This window comes from Enterobacter sp. MF024, assembly GCF_005843915.1.
In the GTDB taxonomy this organism is placed as follows: domain Bacteria; phylum Pseudomonadota; class Gammaproteobacteria; order Enterobacterales; family Enterobacteriaceae; genus Enterobacter; species Enterobacter barmai.
The window spans coordinates 277,608-293,187 of the sequence record NZ_VCBB01000003.1; the positions used below are offsets into that span (position 1 = coordinate 277,608).

The following is a 15,580-nucleotide window of genomic DNA, read 5'->3' on the forward strand; positions in this document are numbered from 1 at the left end:
CTGAAGGATTTTACTCTGCATGTTCAGACTATCGCACTTTACGGAAAATTCCGTAACACAGCACCTTTTTGTGACGACGACTACACTTTATTTTCATCAGGATAGTGACGCGGGAAGGAATGTATGGCCCAACAAACCCGGCATTTTTCGCTTAAAGTGTTAACGATCAACATTCATAAAGGATTCGCGGCGTTTAACCGCCGTTTCATTCTGCCCGAACTGCGTGACGCCGTGCGCACCGTCAGCGCGGATATTGTCTGCCTGCAGGAAGTGATGGGCGCGCACGAAGTGCATCCCCTGCATGTGGAAAACTGGCCCGATACCAGCCACTACGAATTTCTCGCCGACACCATGTGGAGCGATTATGCCTACGGGCGCAACGCCGTCTATCCCGAGGGGCATCACGGCAATGCCGTTCTCTCCCGCTACCCGATCGAACACTATGAAAATCATGATGTGTCGGTGGGCGAGAGCGAAAAGCGCGGGCTGCTCTACTGCCGAATCGGCATACCGGAGCTGAACAGGCCGCTGCACGTGGCTTCGGTTCACCTTGGCCTGCGCGAAGCGCATCGCCAGGCGCAGCTGCAGATGATGTCCGAGTGGGTCAACGGCCTGCCCGAAGGGGAGCCGGTGGTGGTGGCGGGCGATTTTAACGACTGGCGCCAGCGCGCCAACCATCCGCTAAAAGCGGAGGCCGGGCTGGAGGAGATCTTCACCCTCGCCCACGGCAGGCCTGCCCGCACCTTCCCGGTGAGGTTCCCGCTGCTGCGTCTGGACAGGATCTATGTCAAAAACGCTCATGCCAGCAGCCCCACCGCGCTGGCCCTGAGCAACTGGCGTCACCTTTCCGACCATGCGCCGTTAAGTGCGGAGATTCATCTATGAAATGTTCATGGCAAAGCGGCAACCGGATAAAGCTGCTGGAGAATGGCGATCAATATTACCCGGCGGTATTTGCCGCCATCGAGAAAGCCCAGAGCCGGGTGCTCCTCGAGACCTTTATCTGGTTTGAAGACAACGTAGGGCGAAAGCTGCATGCGGTTCTTCTGCGCGCCGCCCAGCGCGGGGTGCATATCGAAGTGCTGCTCGACGGCTACGGCTCCCCCGACCTCAGCGACGAGTTCGTCGGGGAACTGACCTCGGCAGGGGTGGTATTCCGCTACTACGATCCGCGCCCGCCACTTTTTGGTATGCGCACCAACGTCTTCCGCCGCATGCACCGTAAAATTGTGGTGGTGGATGAGCAGGTGGCGTTTGTCGGCGGGATTAACTACTCCGCAGAACATATGTCGGACTATGGCCCGGAGGCCAAGCAGGATTATGCCGTCCAGGTCGAAGGGCCGGTAGTGCAGGATATTTTGCAGTTTGTCGTGGAAAACCTGCCCGGCAAAGCGGCGGTTCGTCGCTGGTGGAAGCGGCGTCATCGCGCGGAAGAGAACACCAAACCGGGCGAAGCCCAGGCGCTGTTTATCTGGCGCGATAATGAAGAGCACCGGGACGATATTGAGCGCCACTATCTGAAGATGCTGGCCAATGCCCGGCGCGAAGTGATCATCGCCAACGCCTACTTCTTCCCGGGCTATCGCCTGCTGCACGCCATGCGCAACGCGGCGCGGCGCGGCGTGCGGGTCAGGCTGATTGTGCAGGGCGAGCCGGATATGCCGATTGTCACGGTGGGCGCGCGTCTGCTCTACAACTATCTGGTGAAAGGAGGCGTCGAGATTTACGAATATCGCCGCCGTCCCCTGCACGGCAAAGTGGCGCTGATGGACGATCACTGGGTGACCGTCGGCTCCAGCAACCTTGATCCCCTCAGCCTGTCGCTGAATCTGGAGGCAAACCTGATCATTCACGATCGCGAGTTTAACCAGACCCTGCGCGACAACCTCACCGCCATCATCGCCGAAGACTGCGTGCGGGTGGATGAGTCGATGGTGCCGAAACGCACCTGGTGGAATCTGGGCAAGAGCGTGGTGGTGTTCCACTTCCTGCGCCACTTCCCGGCGCTGGTCGGCTGGTTGCCGGCCCATACGCCGAAGCTGGCGCAGGTGCCGCCGCCGGTACAGCCTGAGATGGAGACGCAGGATCGCGTCGAGGCAGGCAATACGGGGGTAAAACCCTGATGAGCAAAAAACATTCGCGCTGGCATCTGGCAAAGAAGATCCTCACCTGGGTGTTCTTCATTGCCGTTGCGGTGCTGCTGGTGGTTTACGCCAAAAAGGTCGACTGGGCCGAAGTATGGAAGGTTATCCGCGACTACGACCGTCTGTCGCTGATGGGCGCAGTGGCCCTGGTGGTGCTGAGCTTCCTGCTGTATGGCTGTTACGATCTGCTGGGGCGGGTCTACTGCGGGCATAAGCTGGCAAAGCGTCAGGTCATGCTGGTGTCGTTTATCTGCTACGCCTTTAACCTGACCCTGAGTACCTGGGTTGGCGGCATTGGCATGCGCTACCGGCTTTACTCCCGCCTGGGGCTGCCCAGCGGCACCATCACCCGCATTTTCTCCCTGAGTATCACCACCAACTGGCTGGGCTACATCCTGCTCGGCGGGGTGATCTTCACCGCGGGCGTGGTGCAGTTGCCCGATCACTGGTATATCGATCAGTCGACGCTGCGCATTCTCGGCATCGTGCTGCTGCTGGTAATCGCTTTCTACCTGTGGGCCTGCGCCTTCGCTAAGCGGCGTCATATGACCATCAAGGGGCAGAAGCTGGTGCTTCCCTCCTGGCGTTTCGCGCTGGCGCAGATGGGGATTTCCGCCGCCAACTGGATGGCGATGGGGGCGATTATCTGGCTGTTGATGGGCGAAGACGTGAACTACTTCTTCGTGCTGGGGGTGCTGCTGGTGAGCAGTATCGCCGGGGTAATTGTTCATATCCCGGCCGGGATTGGCGTGCTGGAAGCGGTGTTTATTGCCCTTTTAGCGGGGGAGCACGTTTCTCACGGCACCATCATCGCCGCCCTGCTGGCCTACCGCATGCTCTATTACTTCCTGCCGCTGGGGCTGGCAACGGTCTGTTATCTGGTGCTGGAGAGCCGGGCCAAGAAATTACGCGCCAAAAATGAGAGAGAGATGGTGAAGTAAGTGCGGGCTATGCCGGGTGGCGCTGCGCTTACCCGGCCTACGGGTTCTGTAGGCCCGGCAAGCAACGCGCCGCCGGGCACCACAATCAACGACGGTTGCCGAAAATACGCAGCAGCATCAGGAACAGGTTGATGAAGTCCAGATAGAGGGTTAACGCTCCAAGAATCGAGTATTTGCGCAGGTTTGAACTGTCGCGCACGTCGATCTGCTCACCGATGTTTTTCAGCTTTTGCGTGTCATACGCCGTCAGGCCGACAAAGACAATCACTCCGATATAGGTCACCGCCCACATCAGCGCTTCACTCTTCAGCCAGAAGTTCACCAGCGACGCCAGCACAATCCCAATCAGCGCCATAAACAGCATATTGCCAAACCCGCTCAGGTCGCGTTTGGTGGTGTAGCCGTAAAGACTCATCGCGCCGAACATCCCGCCCGCGACCACAAAAGTGCTGGCAATCGAGGAGTAGGTGTATACGATGAAGATACTGGAGAGCGTCAGGCCGGTCAGGGCCGAATAGAGCATAAACAGCGTGGTGGCCATCCCTGCGCTGAGCTTATGCACCAGCCCCGAGAGGACAAACACCAGCGCCAGCTGGGCGATAATCAGGCCAAAAAAGGTGATCTTGCTGGAGAAGACAAACATCATCACCGCAGGGGTGTTCGCGGAAAACCATGCGACAAACGCGGTGAGCAGCAAACCGCAGGTCATCCAGCCGTAGACCTGGGCCATGTAGGTTTGCAGCCCGGTACGGCTCTGCTGAACGATGGAATCGGAACGGGGAAATCTGTCCATAACGCACTCCTTTTTAAGTGGACACACAGTTAAAGCCTAACACATCCCGGCAATCCGGCTACCAGCGGCTGGCGGCTTCCTTGTCGCTGTCGCGGGACTCGACCCAGCGATCGCCCTCTGGGGTGGCTTCGCGCTTCCAGAACGGGGCGCGGGTTTTCAGATAATCCATAATGAACTCGCCCGCCGCAAAGGCGCTGCCGCGATGGGCGCTGGTCACGCCGACAAAGACGATCTCTTCGCCCGGCCACATCTCGCCGATGCGGTGGATCACGGTGACGCGGCCGAGCGGCCAGCGCTCGCGCGCCTGGTCGACGATCTCCGCCAGCGCCTTTTCGGTCATGCCGGGATAGTGCTCAAGGGTCAGCGCCTTCACGCTGTCGCCCAGATTGTGGTTGCGCACTTTGCCGGTGAAGGTGACCACCGCCCCGTCTTCGTCACGCTCCGCCAGCCAGCTGTATTCGCTCCCGACGTTGAAACGCGCCGCCTCGACAACAATTTTGGTCTCCGCCATCTCAGCCCCCGGTAACCGGTGGGAAAAAGGCCACCTCATCGCCAGGCTTCACCGGATGGGTGAACTCCACCAGCGTCTGGTTTACCGCCGCCAGCAGTTTTTCTGCGTCCAGCGCCAGCGCCCAGCGATCGCTTTGCGCCGCCAGATGCGCCCGCAGCGCTTCCACGGTATCGACCTGAATATCCAGCGTCAGGCTGTCGGTGTTCACCAGCTCACGCACCTGCGCAAAAAACAGTACTTTAATCATTCTCTTGTGCCCTGAAATCACCCGATTTACCGCCGCTTTTCGCCAGCAGGCGAACCGGGCCGATAACCATATCCTTCTGCACCGCTTTGCACATGTCGTAGATGGTCAGCGCCGCCACGGAGGCCGCGGTTAAGGCTTCCATCTCCACCCCGGTTTTCCCGGTCAGGCGGCACAGCGACTCAATGCGCACGCGGTTATGCTCCTGCTCTGCCCGCAGGTTGACCTCCACTTTACTGAGCATCAGCGGATGGCACAGCGGGATCAGCTCCCAGGTGCGTTTTGCCGCCTGGATCCCGGCGATGCGCGCGGTGGCGAAGACATCCCCTTTGTGGTGGCTGCCGTCAACGATCATGGCCAGGGTTTCCGGGAGCATGGTGACGAACGCTTCCGCGCGCGCTTCGCGCACGGTCTCGGCCTTGGCGGAGACATCCACCATATGCGCTTCGCCAGCGGCGTTAATGTGGGTCAGTTGCGACATAGCTTACTTCTTCAGATGAGGATGGAAATTACAGGGACGCGTGCGGGCATCCAGCTGCGGGGCGATGATGTTTTCCCAGGCGGTGCGGCACGCTTTGGTTGAACCCGGCATGGCAAAAATCACCGTGTTGTTGGCGATCCCCGCGACGGCGCGAGACTGCAGGGTTGAGGTGCCGATCTCTTCAAAAGAGAGCATGCGGAACACTTCCCCAAAGCCTTCGATTTCGCGATCGAACAGCGGGAGCAGCGCTTCCGGGGCCTGATCGCCCGGGGTAAAACCGGTCCCGCCGGTGATCAGCACTACCTGGACGTCGTCACTGGCTACCCAGCGCGACACTTCCGCGCGAATGGCGTAGCGGTTCTCTTTCACGATCGCCTTGTCGACAATGTGATGCCCCGCCTCGTGGGCCGCATCGCGCAGCCAGTGCCCGGAGGTGTCATCCTCTTCGCCGCGGCGTTCGGAAACGGTAAGAATAGCAATACGCGTCGGGATAAATTCAGCGCTTACCTGACTCATCTTCTGGTTCCTTGTAGCGATTACCCGCCAATGTATGACAGGTTCTGGGTGATCCCGGTGTTGCCCTGATGCAGGAAATGGGTCTGCTTTTTGTGCATCAGCGCGTCAGAAATGCGGCCTTCCAGCGCCGCCTGCTGCGCGTCATCGGCCAGCAGATCGCGCAGATCGACGCCGCCGTCGCCAAACAGGCACAGGTGCAGTTTACCTACCGACGAGACGCGCAGGCGGTTACAGCTGGCGCAGAAGTCTTTTTCATACGGCATGATAAGCCCGATCTCCCCTTCGTAGTCGGGGTGGCAGAAGACCTGCGCCGGGCCGTCGCTGCGCTGGCGAAGCTGGTGGATCCAGCCACGCCTGAGCAGTTCATCGCGCAGCACCATGCCGGAGATGTGGTGGCGGGAGAAGAGATCGCTGCCCTCACCCGTCTCCATCAGCTCGATAAAGCGCAGTTGAATGCGGCGGGGTTTGATCCACGCCAGGAAGGTGTCCAGCTGATGATGGTTCACATCGCGCATCAGCACGGTGTTGACCTTCACCTTCTCGAAGCCAGCAGCAAATGCCGCATCGATGCCGTCCATCACCTGGTGGAATTTATCCTGGCCGGTGATGGCATGAAACTGACGGGCATCGAGGCTGTCGACGCTGACGTTAATCGCCGTCAGGCCCGCATCGCGCCACTGCGCGACATCGCGCGCCAGACGATAACCATTGGTGGTGACCGCTATCTGGCGGATGGCGTCATTTTCACGCACCGCCGCGATGATATCGGTGAAGTCCCGGCGCAGCGAGGGTTCGCCGCCGGTAAGACGGACCTTCTCGGTTCCCATGGCGGCAAACGCGCGCGTGACGCGGCGCACTTCTTCCACGGAGAGAAAGCCGTTATTGGTGACGCCGCCGGGTTTGTAGCCATCCGGCAGGCAGTAGGTGCAACGGAAGTTGCACACATCGGTAATCGACAAACGCAGGTAAAAAAACTTACGCGCGAATGCATCGGTAAGTTGTGAAGCCATGTACACCTTTCCTGATACGGGAGGCACAGTCATTTCTTCCTGTACCCTGGTGGCGAAACCGCCACGGCCAGGGCACCATATCTGTCGACACAGGTGCCAGGGCTAGAGTGTATGTTTTCAGTAATGAAAACGTGGTTATGCCGATATTAGCGTGTTAAACAGAGTTTCGCTATCGTCGGCTTTCGCTATATAAACTTGTATATAGCGAGCTAATCGTGCAATTTCGAATTAGAATACTCAATTATCATACTTTTGCATTGATATACGTCATTTTGAGCCGGTCGCAGCATCGTCATTTAGGAGTAGTTGAGTTACTGTTTACGCGTTGGTCTTATTAAGGAATTTTTATGCGCAATCGCACTTTTGCGGATCTTGACCGGGTGGTCGCTCTCGGCGGAGGCCACGGACTGGGCCGGGTCATGTCCTCGTTGTCGTCGCTTGGCTCCCGCCTGACCGGGATCGTCACCACCACCGATAACGGCGGCTCAACCGGACGCATCCGGCGCTCCGAAGGCGGTATCGCCTGGGGGGATATGCGCAACTGTCTGAATCAGCTTATCACCGAACAGAGCGTGGCTTCGGCGATGTTTGAGTATCGTTTTGGCGGAAATGGCGAACTTTCCGGGCATAACCTCGGAAACCTGATGTTAAAGGCGCTGGATCACCTCAGCGTGCGGCCTCTGGAGGCGATCAATTTAATTCGCAACCTGCTTAAAGTGGATGCGTTTCTTATCCCAATGTCCGAACTTCCGGTCGATCTGATGGCAATCGACTGCAACGACCATGAAGTGTATGGCGAGGTGAATATCGATCAGCTTCCCACGCCGCCAAAGGAGCTGATGCTTTATCCCTCCGTTCCGGCGACCCGCGAAGCGGTGGAGGCAATTGGCGAAGCGGATTTGATCCTTATCGGCCCCGGCAGTTTTTACACCAGCCTGATGCCGCTGCTGCTGATTAAAGAGCTGGCCCAGGCAATGCGGCGCACCCCTGCCCCGGTGGTCTATATCGGTAATCTGGGCCGCGAGCTCAGCCCGGCTGCCGCGGGACTTTCGCTGGCCGACAAGCTGGCGCTGATGGAGCAGTACGTGGGGAAAAAGATTATCGATGCGGTGGTGGTCGGGCCGAAAGAGGATGTCTCAGGTATGGAAGGCCGGGTGGTGGTGCAGGAGCCGCTTGAGGCCAGCGACATCAAGTACCGCCATGACCGGCATCTGTTGCGCGTGGCGCTGGAGAAGGCGATACAGGCGTTGGGTTGAGTGCGGTTTGTGGCGCTGCGCTTACCGGACCTACAAGCTGGTGCGGTCTGATGCCCTCATCCCGGCCTTCTCCCACAGGGGTGAGGGATCCCCACAAAAAAATAATGGCACGATCTGCCCCCTCTCCATTCAGGGAGAGGGTTGGGGTGAGGGGGAGCATGTGACTGTGGTGGTGGTTCCGTTCACTGTATGTTTTGTGCTTCTCTGTCAGCCACGCCACCCGTGAACGTGCTAAGTGGGTTCGCCGCCGCCCCCTTAGCAATCCCGGCTCCCGGCCAGGAAAATCGCCGCTTCGCGGTGCACTCAGCTTATTCCCGCAGGCTTAGGGTCGGGGGCGATCCTACATCCATGTAGGTCGCCCCCTCTCGGCGCATCCCTGCGCCTCGCCCCGGCCTGCGGTCAACGCTTCGTCGATTTTCAGCCGGACGAGGTAGTCGCTGTAAATCCCTTATTATCCTGAAATTATTTCATCGCGGTAAACATACGAAAATTACTGGGGATTCTTCATCCCACAGAGATAAGGTGCAAACCCTAAAAATGGCAGCCTTCGGCTGCCATTTTGCTTTTACCTACGACGCCGCAATAAACAAATCCCGCAGCTGATGCAGCTGGTCGCGGATCTGCGCGGCCTCCTCGAACTCGAGGTTCTGGGCGTGCTGCATCATCTGCCCTTCCAGCTCGTGAATTTTCTGCTGCAGCGCTTTCGGCGTCAGCGCCACGGTATCGGCCTCAACCGGCGAGCGCGACTTGCCGCGGCCCTTGGTTTTGGTCTTAGCGATGTTCTGGCCGAGCTGCAGGATATCCACCACTTTCTTGTTCAGCCCCTGCGGGGTGATGCCGTGCTCTTCGTTGTAGCGCTGCTGCTTCTCGCGACGGCGTTCGGTTTCACTAATCGCTTTGGCCATCGACGGGGTGATCTTATCCCCGTACAGAATCGCTTTGCCGTTGACGTTTCGCGCCGCACGGCCAATGGTCTGGATGAGCGATCGCTCGGAGCGCAGGAAGCCCTCTTTATCGGCGTCCAGAATCGCCACCAGCGACACTTCCGGCATATCCAGCCCTTCACGCAGCAGGTTGATCCCTACCAGCACGTCGAACTCGCCCAGGCGCAGATCGCGGATGATCTCCATACGCTCCACGGTGTCGATATCCGAGTGCAGATAGCGCACCTTCTCGCCGTGCTCTTCGAGGTATTCGGTCAGGTCTTCCGCCATGCGCTTGGTCAGGGTGGTGACCAGCACGCGCTCGTTGATGGCCGCCCTGGCGCGGATCTCAGACAGCAGATCGTCCACCTGGGTAGCAACCGGACGCACTTCGATAATCGGATCCAGCAGGCCGGTCGGACGCACCACCTGATCCACCACTTCGTCGCCCGATTTCTCCAGCTCGTAGTTGCCCGGCGTTGCCGACACGTAGATGGTTTGCGGGGCCAGCGCCTCGAACTCTTCAAACTTCATTGGGCGGTTATCCAGCGCAGACGGCAGGCGGAAGCCGTACTCCACCAGCGTCTCTTTACGCGCCCGGTCGCCGCGATACATCCCGCCAATCTGCGGAATGGTGACGTGGGATTCGTCCACCACCAGCAGACCATCCGCCGGCAGGTAATCAAACAGGGTTGGCGGCGCTTCGCCCGGCCCGCGACCGGAGAGATAGCGGGAGTAGTTTTCGATACCGGAGCAGTAGCCCAGCTCGTTCATCATCTCGAGATCGAACTGGGTACGCTGGCTGATACGCTGCTCTTCCAGCAGCTTATTGCTCTCCAGCAGCGTTTTACGGCGATCCGCCAGCTCAACCTTGATGTCCTCCATCGCCTGCACGATGCGCTCGCGCGGGGTGACGTAGTGGGTTTTCGGATAGACGGTGAAGCGCTGAATGGTGGATTCAACATGCCCGGTCAGCGGGTCAAACAGCGACAGCCGCTCCACCTCTTCATCGAAAAGTTCCACGCGCAGCGCAAAGTCGTCCGACTCCGCCGGGAAAATATCGATCACTTCGCCGCGCACGCGGAAGGTGCCGCGCTGGAACGCCTGATCGTTACGGGTGTACTGCAGCTCGGCCAGGCGGCGCAGGATGGCGCGCTGATCGATGATCATCCCCACGGTCAGGTGCAGCATCATCTTCAGATAGAGATCCGGATCGCCCAGGCCATAGATCGCCGACACCGAGGCAACGACCACCACGTCACGGCGCTCAAGCAGCGCTTTGGTGGCGGAGAGACGCATCTGCTCGATGTGTTCGTTCACCGAGGCGTCTTTTTCGATAAAGGTATCGGAGCTCGGGACGTAGGCTTCCGGCTGGTAATAGTCGTAGTAAGAGACGAAGTACTCCACCGCATTATCCGGGAAGAACTCCTTCATCTCGCCGTAGAGCTGCGCCGCCAGGGTTTTGTTCGGGGCCAGCACCATGGTCGGGCGCTGCAGATCGGCGATCACGTTGGCGACGGTGAAGGTTTTACCCGACCCGGTCACCCCCAGCAGCGTCTGGTGCGCAAGCCCATCCTCCAGCCCCTCTTTCAGACGGCGAATCGCTTCAGGCTGATCGCCGGAAGGACGGAAAGCGGAATTCAGTTTGAACGGTTTACTCATGAACGGCGACCTGATGATGGTTGATACGGCAGGTGAGTAATTTTACTCTGGATGGCTATTTTTGCCAGTAAATTATACTGGATATAAAGCCAGTGGCAACCACGTTGTTTTGTGCCACTCAGGTCAGGATTCAAACAAAGTTGAACAAAATTTAGGCTGCGACGGGATAAAATTCCATCAATGCAGGGTTATCCCCAGAACTTTTTAATTTTTAACATTTGTCAAGGCGAGACGCCGGACTTTAGCGCATTACGTTGACAGTTTAATGACAGAGATTGATTTTATTTAACGCTTTGATTCAATTTCAAATTTTCAAAAAGACGCGTTTCGCATCAATTCAGGCGCAGGCCGCGTATTCTCTCGCTTACCTTGTGTTTTCTAACTCTAATGCACATGGTTATCCACAGGAATAGTGGATAACTGCTTCCAGGCCATACGGAGCGTGACTCAGCTAATTCCCGGTTTTTGCCCACAGCGCGACGGTAAAAAATTTTTATCGCCCAATTTTGGCGATCTGATGCCGAAAATCAGATAACGAATTGATGAGAGATTGCTCACATTTCGTTCAAATGGTGGCTGCACCAGTCGCACCCTTCGTGGCACCGACGTAGTGCAGGTTCCCTCCCCGCTGAGGCTGCTTTCTGAGTGGATTCCGAAAAAGAGATGTTTAATCGCCTTTTTACGGGCGGTGGCAAGAGTCTTGCAGTGTTTCTGAGGTCATCAACGTCTGTTAAGGAGAAACACCATGTTGAGCCTGCGTGCCGTGAATCAGTATTACGGGGATCGCCACACCCTGTGGAACGTTGATCTCGACCTGCCCCCCGGCGTCTGTACCGGGGTGGTCGGGCTGCCCGGAATGGGGAAAACAACCCTTGTAAGCTGTATCGCTGGCCTGCTGCCCATCGCCAGCGGCTCGATGGTCTGGCATGACGCCGGGGCCTCCCCCTGCGAATTAAGCCCGGGCGCAGGCATTAGCTTTGTCCCGCAGGAGCGGCGGATCTTTTCGCAGCTGACGATAGAGGAGAATCTGCATATCGCGCGGATGGCGAAAGGGAACGAAGGTGGGCCGGTGAGCAGCGATATTTTTGAGTTCTTCCCGGAGCTTTACCCACTACGCCAGCTGCGGGCGTCAGGGCTTAACGACGACCAACAGTATCAGCTGGCGCTGGCGAACGCGCTGGTGACCCGCCCTCGCCTGCTGATCCTCGACGAGCCCAGCCGCGGCGCCAGCCAGCAGTTTAGCGTCAAGCTGGCGCAGCTGCTGCTCAGGCTTAGCCGCGAGCTGGGATTATCGGTGCTGCTGGCCGAGCAGCACCTGTCGCTGATCCGCCGGGTGGCAGATCGCTTTTGCCTGCTGTATCGCGGGCGCAACGTGGCCCAGGGCCGGGTCAGCGAGCTGGATGCCCCGCTTATCGCCCACTGGATGGGGCCGACGGCGTCAGCGCGTTAAGAGAGAGATAACGCCCGATGTCCGCGGTGTCGGCCTCGTCGCCAAGCCAGGGGATCTCCCCCAGCAGCGGTGCGGGCAGCACGCGTTTAAGCGTCGCCATGTATTCCCCGTGGCGTTTGCCGGGGGCCACCACCACGTTGGCCACCCAGCCCGCAAAATGCAGCCCCGCCTGGCGGATCGCCTGGGCGGTGAGCATCGCGTGGTTGATGCAGCCCAGCTTCACCCCCACCACCAGGATCACCGGCAGCCGCTCGGCAATCGCCCAGTCGGCAAAGGTCTGCTCGTCTGAAAGCGGCGTAAACCAGCCGCCAGCCCCTTCCACCAGCACCCAGTCGGCCTGGCTCTCCAGCGCACGTAGCCCGGCAGTGAGCGCGCTGAATTCGATAGGGCGCTGCTCGTCGGCGCTGATGATATGCGGCGAGGTGGGCTCCGCGAAGGTGTAAGGGTTCACCGCCTGATAGCTGAGCGCCACGCTGCTGTTGTGCTGCAGCGCCAGCGCGTCGCTGTTACGCAGCCCCTCGGGGGTCATCTCGCTCCCCGAGGCGACCGGCTTGTATCCTGCGGTATTGCGGCCCAGCGCCCGCGCCGCCTGCAGCAGTGCGGTGCTGGCCACGGTTTTACCGACCTCGGTGTCGGTGCCGGTAACGAAATAGCGTTCAGTCACGTTCGATAATTCCATGAAAAAGTTGATAAGAGAGCGGGAATTTTCCTTCACGCTGCGGCCACGCCTGCGCCAGGGTCTGCAGTTGCCCGCGGGTTAACGGCTTCCCGGCCCGCCCGGCATGCAGATGGGTGGCGCCGATCCCCTTCAGGGATTGCATGGCGCTGAGGGCATCGTCAAACAGCAGGGTGACGGTCTGGATCGCAGAGCGGTGCCGCCAGCCGGATAACGCCCCGGCGACCTGTTCCCCGGTCAGAAAACGGTTGGCGTGCGGCTGCGTGTCCACCGCAAGCCAGGCCTGATTCAGCTCCGGCAGAGAGTCCTTCAGCAGGGTGGTAAAGGCCACCTTGCCCCCGGGTTTCGCCACCCGCCAGAGCTCGGCCAGCGCCTGCGGCAGGCTGGTGCACCACTGCACCGCCAGATGGCTCCAGACAAGGCTAAACTGCCCGTCCGCCAGGGGGATGGCTTCGATATCGGCCTGCAGATAGCAGTCGGCCGCCTGGTTGCGCCGCGCTTCGTCCAGCATCGGGGCGCTGAGATCCATCGCCGTCACCAGGCTTCCGGCACTGCGCCAGGCCAGGCTGTTGCTGCCCGGCCCGCAACCAGCATCCAGCACGCTGGCAAAAGTGGTGTCTGCCAGCAGCGCCCGCAGTCCGTCAGCGCTTTGCCGCTGGAGCGCGTCATGACGGGAGTAGCTCTGCGCCGCCCGGCCAAAAGCAGCGGCAATCGCCTGTTTATTCACTTGCGCCATGCAGCGCCTCCAGTAACGCGGTGATGTCGGACGCTTCATGCGCCGCCGTCAGGGTCAGGCGCAGGCGCGCGGTTCCCGTCGGGACGGTGGGCGGACGAATGGCCGTCACCCAGATCCCCTGCTCTCTGAGGGTCTGCGCCAGGTGCAGGGCGCGGTCATTTTCACCCACAATTAGCGGCTGAATGGCGCTTTGGGAAGCGGTGACCTCCACCGGGAGGTCACGCACGCCTGCGCGGAACTGGTGGATATGGGCCGCCAGTCGCTGCCGACGCGCCTCCCCTTCGTCGCTGCGAATAAGGTCAAACGCCGCCCGCAGCGCCACCGCCTGGGCAGGCGGCATGCTGGTGCTGTAGATCAGATGCCGGGCAAACTGCAGCAGATAGTTGGCGACAGAATCGCTGCACAGCACCGCCGCGCCGCTCACCCCGACGCCTTTGCCAAAGGTCACCACCAGCAACTCGGGTTTGACGCCCTGGCTGGCCGCACTGCCCCGCCCTTGCGGGCCTGTGACGCCAATCCCGTGGGCATCGTCCACCAGCAGCCAGCTGCCGTGACGCCGGGCCGCAGCATGGATATCGGCCAGCGGAGCGCTGTCGCCGTCCATACTGAAAATCCCTTCGGTCACCACCAACTGCTGGCCGTCGCAGGGTTTATCCAGCAGGGAGGCCAGCTGGGCGACATCGTTATGGGCAAAACGGCGAAGCTGCGCCGGGCTGTGGCTGGCCGCCTCCAGCAGCGAGGCATGGCTCAGGCGGTCGGCGACAATACGGTCGGTTTTATCGGTGAGGGCAGCAATCAGCGCCTGATTGGCGGCAAAGCCGGAGATAAACAGCAGCGCGCGGGGATAGCCAAGCCAGTCGGCAAGATGCTCCTCCAGCGCCTGATGCGCGGTGGTATAGCCGCTGACGTGGCCGGAGCCGCCGCTGCCTACCCCGTACTGCTCCGCCCCCTGCTGCCAGGCGCGGATAATGGCCGGGTGCTGGCTCAGGCCGAGATAGTCGTTGCTGGAAAAATTGCAGTAGCGCCGCTGGTCGCGGGTGAGAAAACGGCCTGCGCCGTTCTCCACCGTTGTGCGAACGCGCAGCGCGTCTGCCGCCCGACGGGCATCGAGGGCGGCATCAATACGTTGTTGCCAGGTCATACCGTCGCCGCGTTGTAGAACTGGTCGGTATCGGCGTTGAAAAGCTGCTGTTCCAGCTGGTGCTGCTGCTCGTTATCGCCTGTAAGAACGGCGGTCTGCTGCGGGTTCAGCCCCAGCTTGCGGAACAGCTGGACGTCTTTGTCCTCTTCCGGGTTCGGCGTGGTCAGCAGCTTGCAGCCGTAGAAAATGGAGTTGGCCCCGGCCATAAAGCACATCGCCTGGGTCTGCTCGTTCATCTGCTCGCGACCGGCAGAGAGACGCACGTACGAGGTTGGCATCATCACGCGCGCCACCGCAATGGTGCGGATGAAGTCAAAGGCGTCGACGTCGTCGTTGTCCGCCAGCGGGGTGCCCTTCACCTTCACCAGCATGTTGATCGGCACGCTCTCCGGCGGGGTCGGGAGATTAGCCAGCTGCAGCAGCAGACCGGCACGGTCGGTTACCGTTTCACCCAGGCCCACGATCCCGCCCGAACAGACCTTAATGCCCGCATCACGCACTTTGTCCAGGGTGTCCAGGCGCTCCTGGTAGGTGCGGGTGGTGATGATATTGCCGTAGAACTCCGGGGAGGTGTCGAGGTTGTGGTTGTAGTAATCCAGCCCCGCCGATGCAAGGCGCTGCGCCTGGGTGTCGTCCAGGGTGCCGAGCGTCATGCAGGCTTCGAGGCCCATCGCCTTCACGCCCTGCACCATCTGCTCAAGGTACGGCATGTCACGCTCGTGGGGATTTTTCCACGCCGCGCCCATGCAGAAACGGGTTGAACCGGCATTTTTCGCCTGGCGGGCAGACTCCAGCACCTGCTCCACCTCCATCAGCCGCTCGGATTCGAGGCCGGTTTTGTAGCGCGCACTTTGCGGGCAGTATTTGCAGTCTTCCGGGCAGGCACCGGTTTTGATCGACAGCAGCGTGCTCACCTGAACCTGCTGCGGATCGAAGTGCTGACGGTGGATCTGCTGCGCTTCAAACAGCAGTTCAAGAAGGGGTTTTTCAAATAAAGCAGTGACTTGCGACATTGTCCAGCGAGCCTGGTGAGCCATGGGGCATCTCCAAAGAGGTTTAGTTCAGGATGGTTTCGGTTTATGCTTGTAAACCTAAA

At 59.8% G+C, this 15,580-nt stretch carries 16 protein-coding genes and 1 riboswitch; of the genes, 5 read left to right on the forward strand and 11 right to left on the reverse strand.

Annotated elements, in window-relative coordinates; translation table 11 throughout:
* Window positions 1–123 precede the first annotated feature (123 nt).
* From FFB58_RS07775 to FFB58_RS07785, 3 genes are read left to right on the forward strand one after another with little or no spacing between them, the layout of a single operon-like run.
* Window positions 124–885: an endonuclease/exonuclease/phosphatase family protein gene (locus FFB58_RS07775; RefSeq protein WP_039029386.1), complete on the forward strand. Its 762-nt coding sequence runs from the start codon at window positions 124–126 to the stop codon at window positions 883–885.
* Window positions 882–2,123 (forward strand): cardiolipin synthase ClsB, encoded by a 1,242-nt coding sequence (gene clsB, locus FFB58_RS07780; RefSeq protein ID WP_138369544.1) that lies wholly within the window; start codon window positions 882–884, stop codon window positions 2,121–2,123. Before FFB58_RS07775 ends, clsB begins: the two co-directional genes overlap by 4 nt.
* Complete coding sequence (locus tag FFB58_RS07785) at window positions 2,123–3,085, forward strand: YbhN family protein (protein WP_039029384.1); 963 nt, start codon at window positions 2,123–2,125, stop codon at window positions 3,083–3,085. The genes clsB and FFB58_RS07785 overlap by 1 nt, the downstream gene beginning before the upstream one ends.
* Window positions 3,086–3,170: 85 nt before the next feature.
* Here FFB58_RS07785 and FFB58_RS07790 read toward each other — a convergent pair whose 3' ends face one another.
* The 6 genes from FFB58_RS07790 to moaA form a co-directional block, all read right to left on the reverse strand.
* Window positions 3,171–3,878 carry a Bax inhibitor-1/YccA family protein gene (locus FFB58_RS07790; protein WP_039029383.1) on the reverse strand — a complete coding sequence of 236 codons (708 nt, stop codon included), beginning with the start codon at window positions 3,876–3,878 and terminating at the stop codon, window positions 3,171–3,173.
* A gap of 58 nt (window positions 3,879–3,936) precedes the next feature.
* Window positions 3,937–4,389, reverse strand: a complete 453-nt coding sequence (moaE, locus tag FFB58_RS07795) for a molybdopterin synthase catalytic subunit MoaE (protein WP_138369545.1) — start codon at window positions 4,387–4,389, stop codon at window positions 3,937–3,939.
* A 1-nt stretch (window position 4,390) separates the two neighbouring features.
* The gene (gene moaD, locus FFB58_RS07800; RefSeq protein WP_039029381.1) at window positions 4,391–4,636 is read right to left on the reverse strand and encodes a molybdopterin synthase sulfur carrier subunit; all 246 of its coding nucleotides are present in this window, start codon (window positions 4,634–4,636) and stop codon (window positions 4,391–4,393) included.
* A complete protein-coding gene (gene moaC, locus FFB58_RS07805) occupies window positions 4,629–5,114 on the reverse strand; it encodes a cyclic pyranopterin monophosphate synthase MoaC (protein ID WP_039029380.1) in 486 nt (161 codons plus the stop codon). The genes moaD and moaC overlap by 8 nt, the downstream gene beginning before the upstream one ends.
* Before the next feature lie 3 nt (window positions 5,115–5,117).
* Entirely contained in the window at window positions 5,118–5,630 is a 513-nt protein-coding gene (gene moaB, locus FFB58_RS07810) for a molybdenum cofactor biosynthesis protein B (RefSeq protein ID WP_039029379.1), read from the reverse strand.
* Between the two features lie 20 nt (window positions 5,631–5,650).
* A complete protein-coding gene (gene moaA, locus FFB58_RS07815) occupies window positions 5,651–6,640 on the reverse strand; it encodes a GTP 3',8-cyclase MoaA (RefSeq protein WP_138369546.1) in 990 nt (329 codons plus the stop codon).
* A riboswitch (molybdenum cofactor riboswitch) is annotated at window positions 6,628–6,762 on the reverse strand. Its footprint overlaps the gene before it by 13 nt.
* 225 nt (window positions 6,763–6,987) lie before the next feature.
* Here moaA and yvcK point away from each other — a divergent pair.
* Complete coding sequence (gene yvcK / locus FFB58_RS07820) at window positions 6,988–7,896, forward strand: uridine diphosphate-N-acetylglucosamine-binding protein YvcK (protein WP_138369547.1); 909 nt, start codon at window positions 6,988–6,990, stop codon at window positions 7,894–7,896.
* 569 nt (window positions 7,897–8,465) lie between these two features.
* On the opposite strand, the gene uvrB is transcribed toward yvcK, so the two are convergent.
* Window positions 8,466–10,481 (reverse strand): excinuclease ABC subunit UvrB, encoded by a 2,016-nt coding sequence (gene uvrB, locus FFB58_RS07825; protein WP_138369548.1) that lies wholly within the window; start codon window positions 10,479–10,481, stop codon window positions 8,466–8,468.
* A 745-nt stretch (window positions 10,482–11,226) separates the two neighbouring features.
* On the opposite strand from uvrB, the gene FFB58_RS07830 reads away from it, so the two are divergent.
* A complete protein-coding gene (locus FFB58_RS07830) occupies window positions 11,227–11,931 on the forward strand; it encodes an ATP-binding cassette domain-containing protein (protein ID WP_138369549.1) in 705 nt (234 codons plus the stop codon).
* Here FFB58_RS07830 and bioD read toward each other — a convergent pair.
* Genes bioD through bioB form a run of 4 tightly spaced genes read right to left on the reverse strand, consistent with a single transcriptional unit; the run spans window position 11,891 to window position 15,521 of the window.
* Window positions 11,891–12,595, reverse strand: a complete 705-nt coding sequence (gene bioD, locus FFB58_RS07835; protein WP_171029939.1) for a dethiobiotin synthase — start codon at window positions 12,593–12,595, stop codon at window positions 11,891–11,893. The two genes, FFB58_RS07830 and bioD, sit on opposite strands and share 41 nt — an antisense overlap.
* Window positions 12,588–13,343, reverse strand: a complete 756-nt coding sequence (bioC, locus tag FFB58_RS07840) for a malonyl-ACP O-methyltransferase BioC (RefSeq protein ID WP_138369550.1) — start codon at window positions 13,341–13,343, stop codon at window positions 12,588–12,590. The genes bioD and bioC overlap by 8 nt, the downstream gene beginning before the upstream one ends.
* Entirely contained in the window at window positions 13,327–14,484 is a 1,158-nt protein-coding gene (bioF, locus tag FFB58_RS07845) for an 8-amino-7-oxononanoate synthase (RefSeq protein WP_138369551.1), read from the reverse strand. The genes bioC and bioF overlap by 17 nt, the downstream gene beginning before the upstream one ends.
* Window positions 14,481–15,521: a biotin synthase BioB gene (gene bioB / locus FFB58_RS07850; protein ID WP_138369552.1), complete on the reverse strand. Its 1,041-nt coding sequence runs from the start codon at window positions 15,519–15,521 to the stop codon at window positions 14,481–14,483. The genes bioF and bioB overlap by 4 nt, the downstream gene beginning before the upstream one ends.
* Window positions 15,522–15,580 lie beyond the last annotated feature (59 nt).

Bases quoted from the DNA above. Each gene is read 5' to 3' on its own strand.
- bioB (WP_138369552.1), bottom strand. From the start codon at position 15,521: ATGGCTCACCAGGCTCGCTGGACAATGTCGCAAGTCACTGCTTTATTT.
- yvcK (WP_138369547.1), top strand. From the start codon at position 6,988: ATGCGCAATCGCACTTTTGCGGATCTTGACCGGGTGGTCGCTCTCGGC.
- clsB (WP_138369544.1), top strand. From the start codon at position 882: ATGAAATGTTCATGGCAAAGCGGCAACCGGATAAAGCTGCTGGAGAAT.
- FFB58_RS07785 (WP_039029384.1), top strand. From the start codon at position 2,123: ATGAGCAAAAAACATTCGCGCTGGCATCTGGCAAAGAAGATCCTCACC.
- moaE (WP_138369545.1), bottom strand. From the start codon at position 4,389: ATGGCGGAGACCAAAATTGTTGTCGAGGCGGCGCGTTTCAACGTCGGG.
- FFB58_RS07775 (WP_039029386.1), top strand. From the start codon at position 124: ATGGCCCAACAAACCCGGCATTTTTCGCTTAAAGTGTTAACGATCAAC.
- moaC (WP_039029380.1), bottom strand. From the start codon at position 5,114: ATGTCGCAACTGACCCACATTAACGCCGCTGGCGAAGCGCATATGGTG.
- moaB (WP_039029379.1), bottom strand. From the start codon at position 5,630: ATGAGTCAGGTAAGCGCTGAATTTATCCCGACGCGTATTGCTATTCTT.
- uvrB (WP_138369548.1), bottom strand. From the start codon at position 10,481: ATGAGTAAACCGTTCAAACTGAATTCCGCTTTCCGTCCTTCCGGCGAT.
- FFB58_RS07790 (WP_039029383.1), bottom strand. From the start codon at position 3,878: ATGGACAGATTTCCCCGTTCCGATTCCATCGTTCAGCAGAGCCGTACC.
- FFB58_RS07830 (WP_138369549.1), top strand. From the start codon at position 11,227: ATGTTGAGCCTGCGTGCCGTGAATCAGTATTACGGGGATCGCCACACC.
- bioC (WP_138369550.1), bottom strand. From the start codon at position 13,343: ATGGCGCAAGTGAATAAACAGGCGATTGCCGCTGCTTTTGGCCGGGCG.
- moaD (WP_039029381.1), bottom strand. From the start codon at position 4,636: ATGATTAAAGTACTGTTTTTTGCGCAGGTGCGTGAGCTGGTGAACACC.
- moaA (WP_138369546.1), bottom strand. From the start codon at position 6,640: ATGGCTTCACAACTTACCGATGCATTCGCGCGTAAGTTTTTTTACCTG.
- bioF (WP_138369551.1), bottom strand. From the start codon at position 14,484: ATGACCTGGCAACAACGTATTGATGCCGCCCTCGATGCCCGTCGGGCG.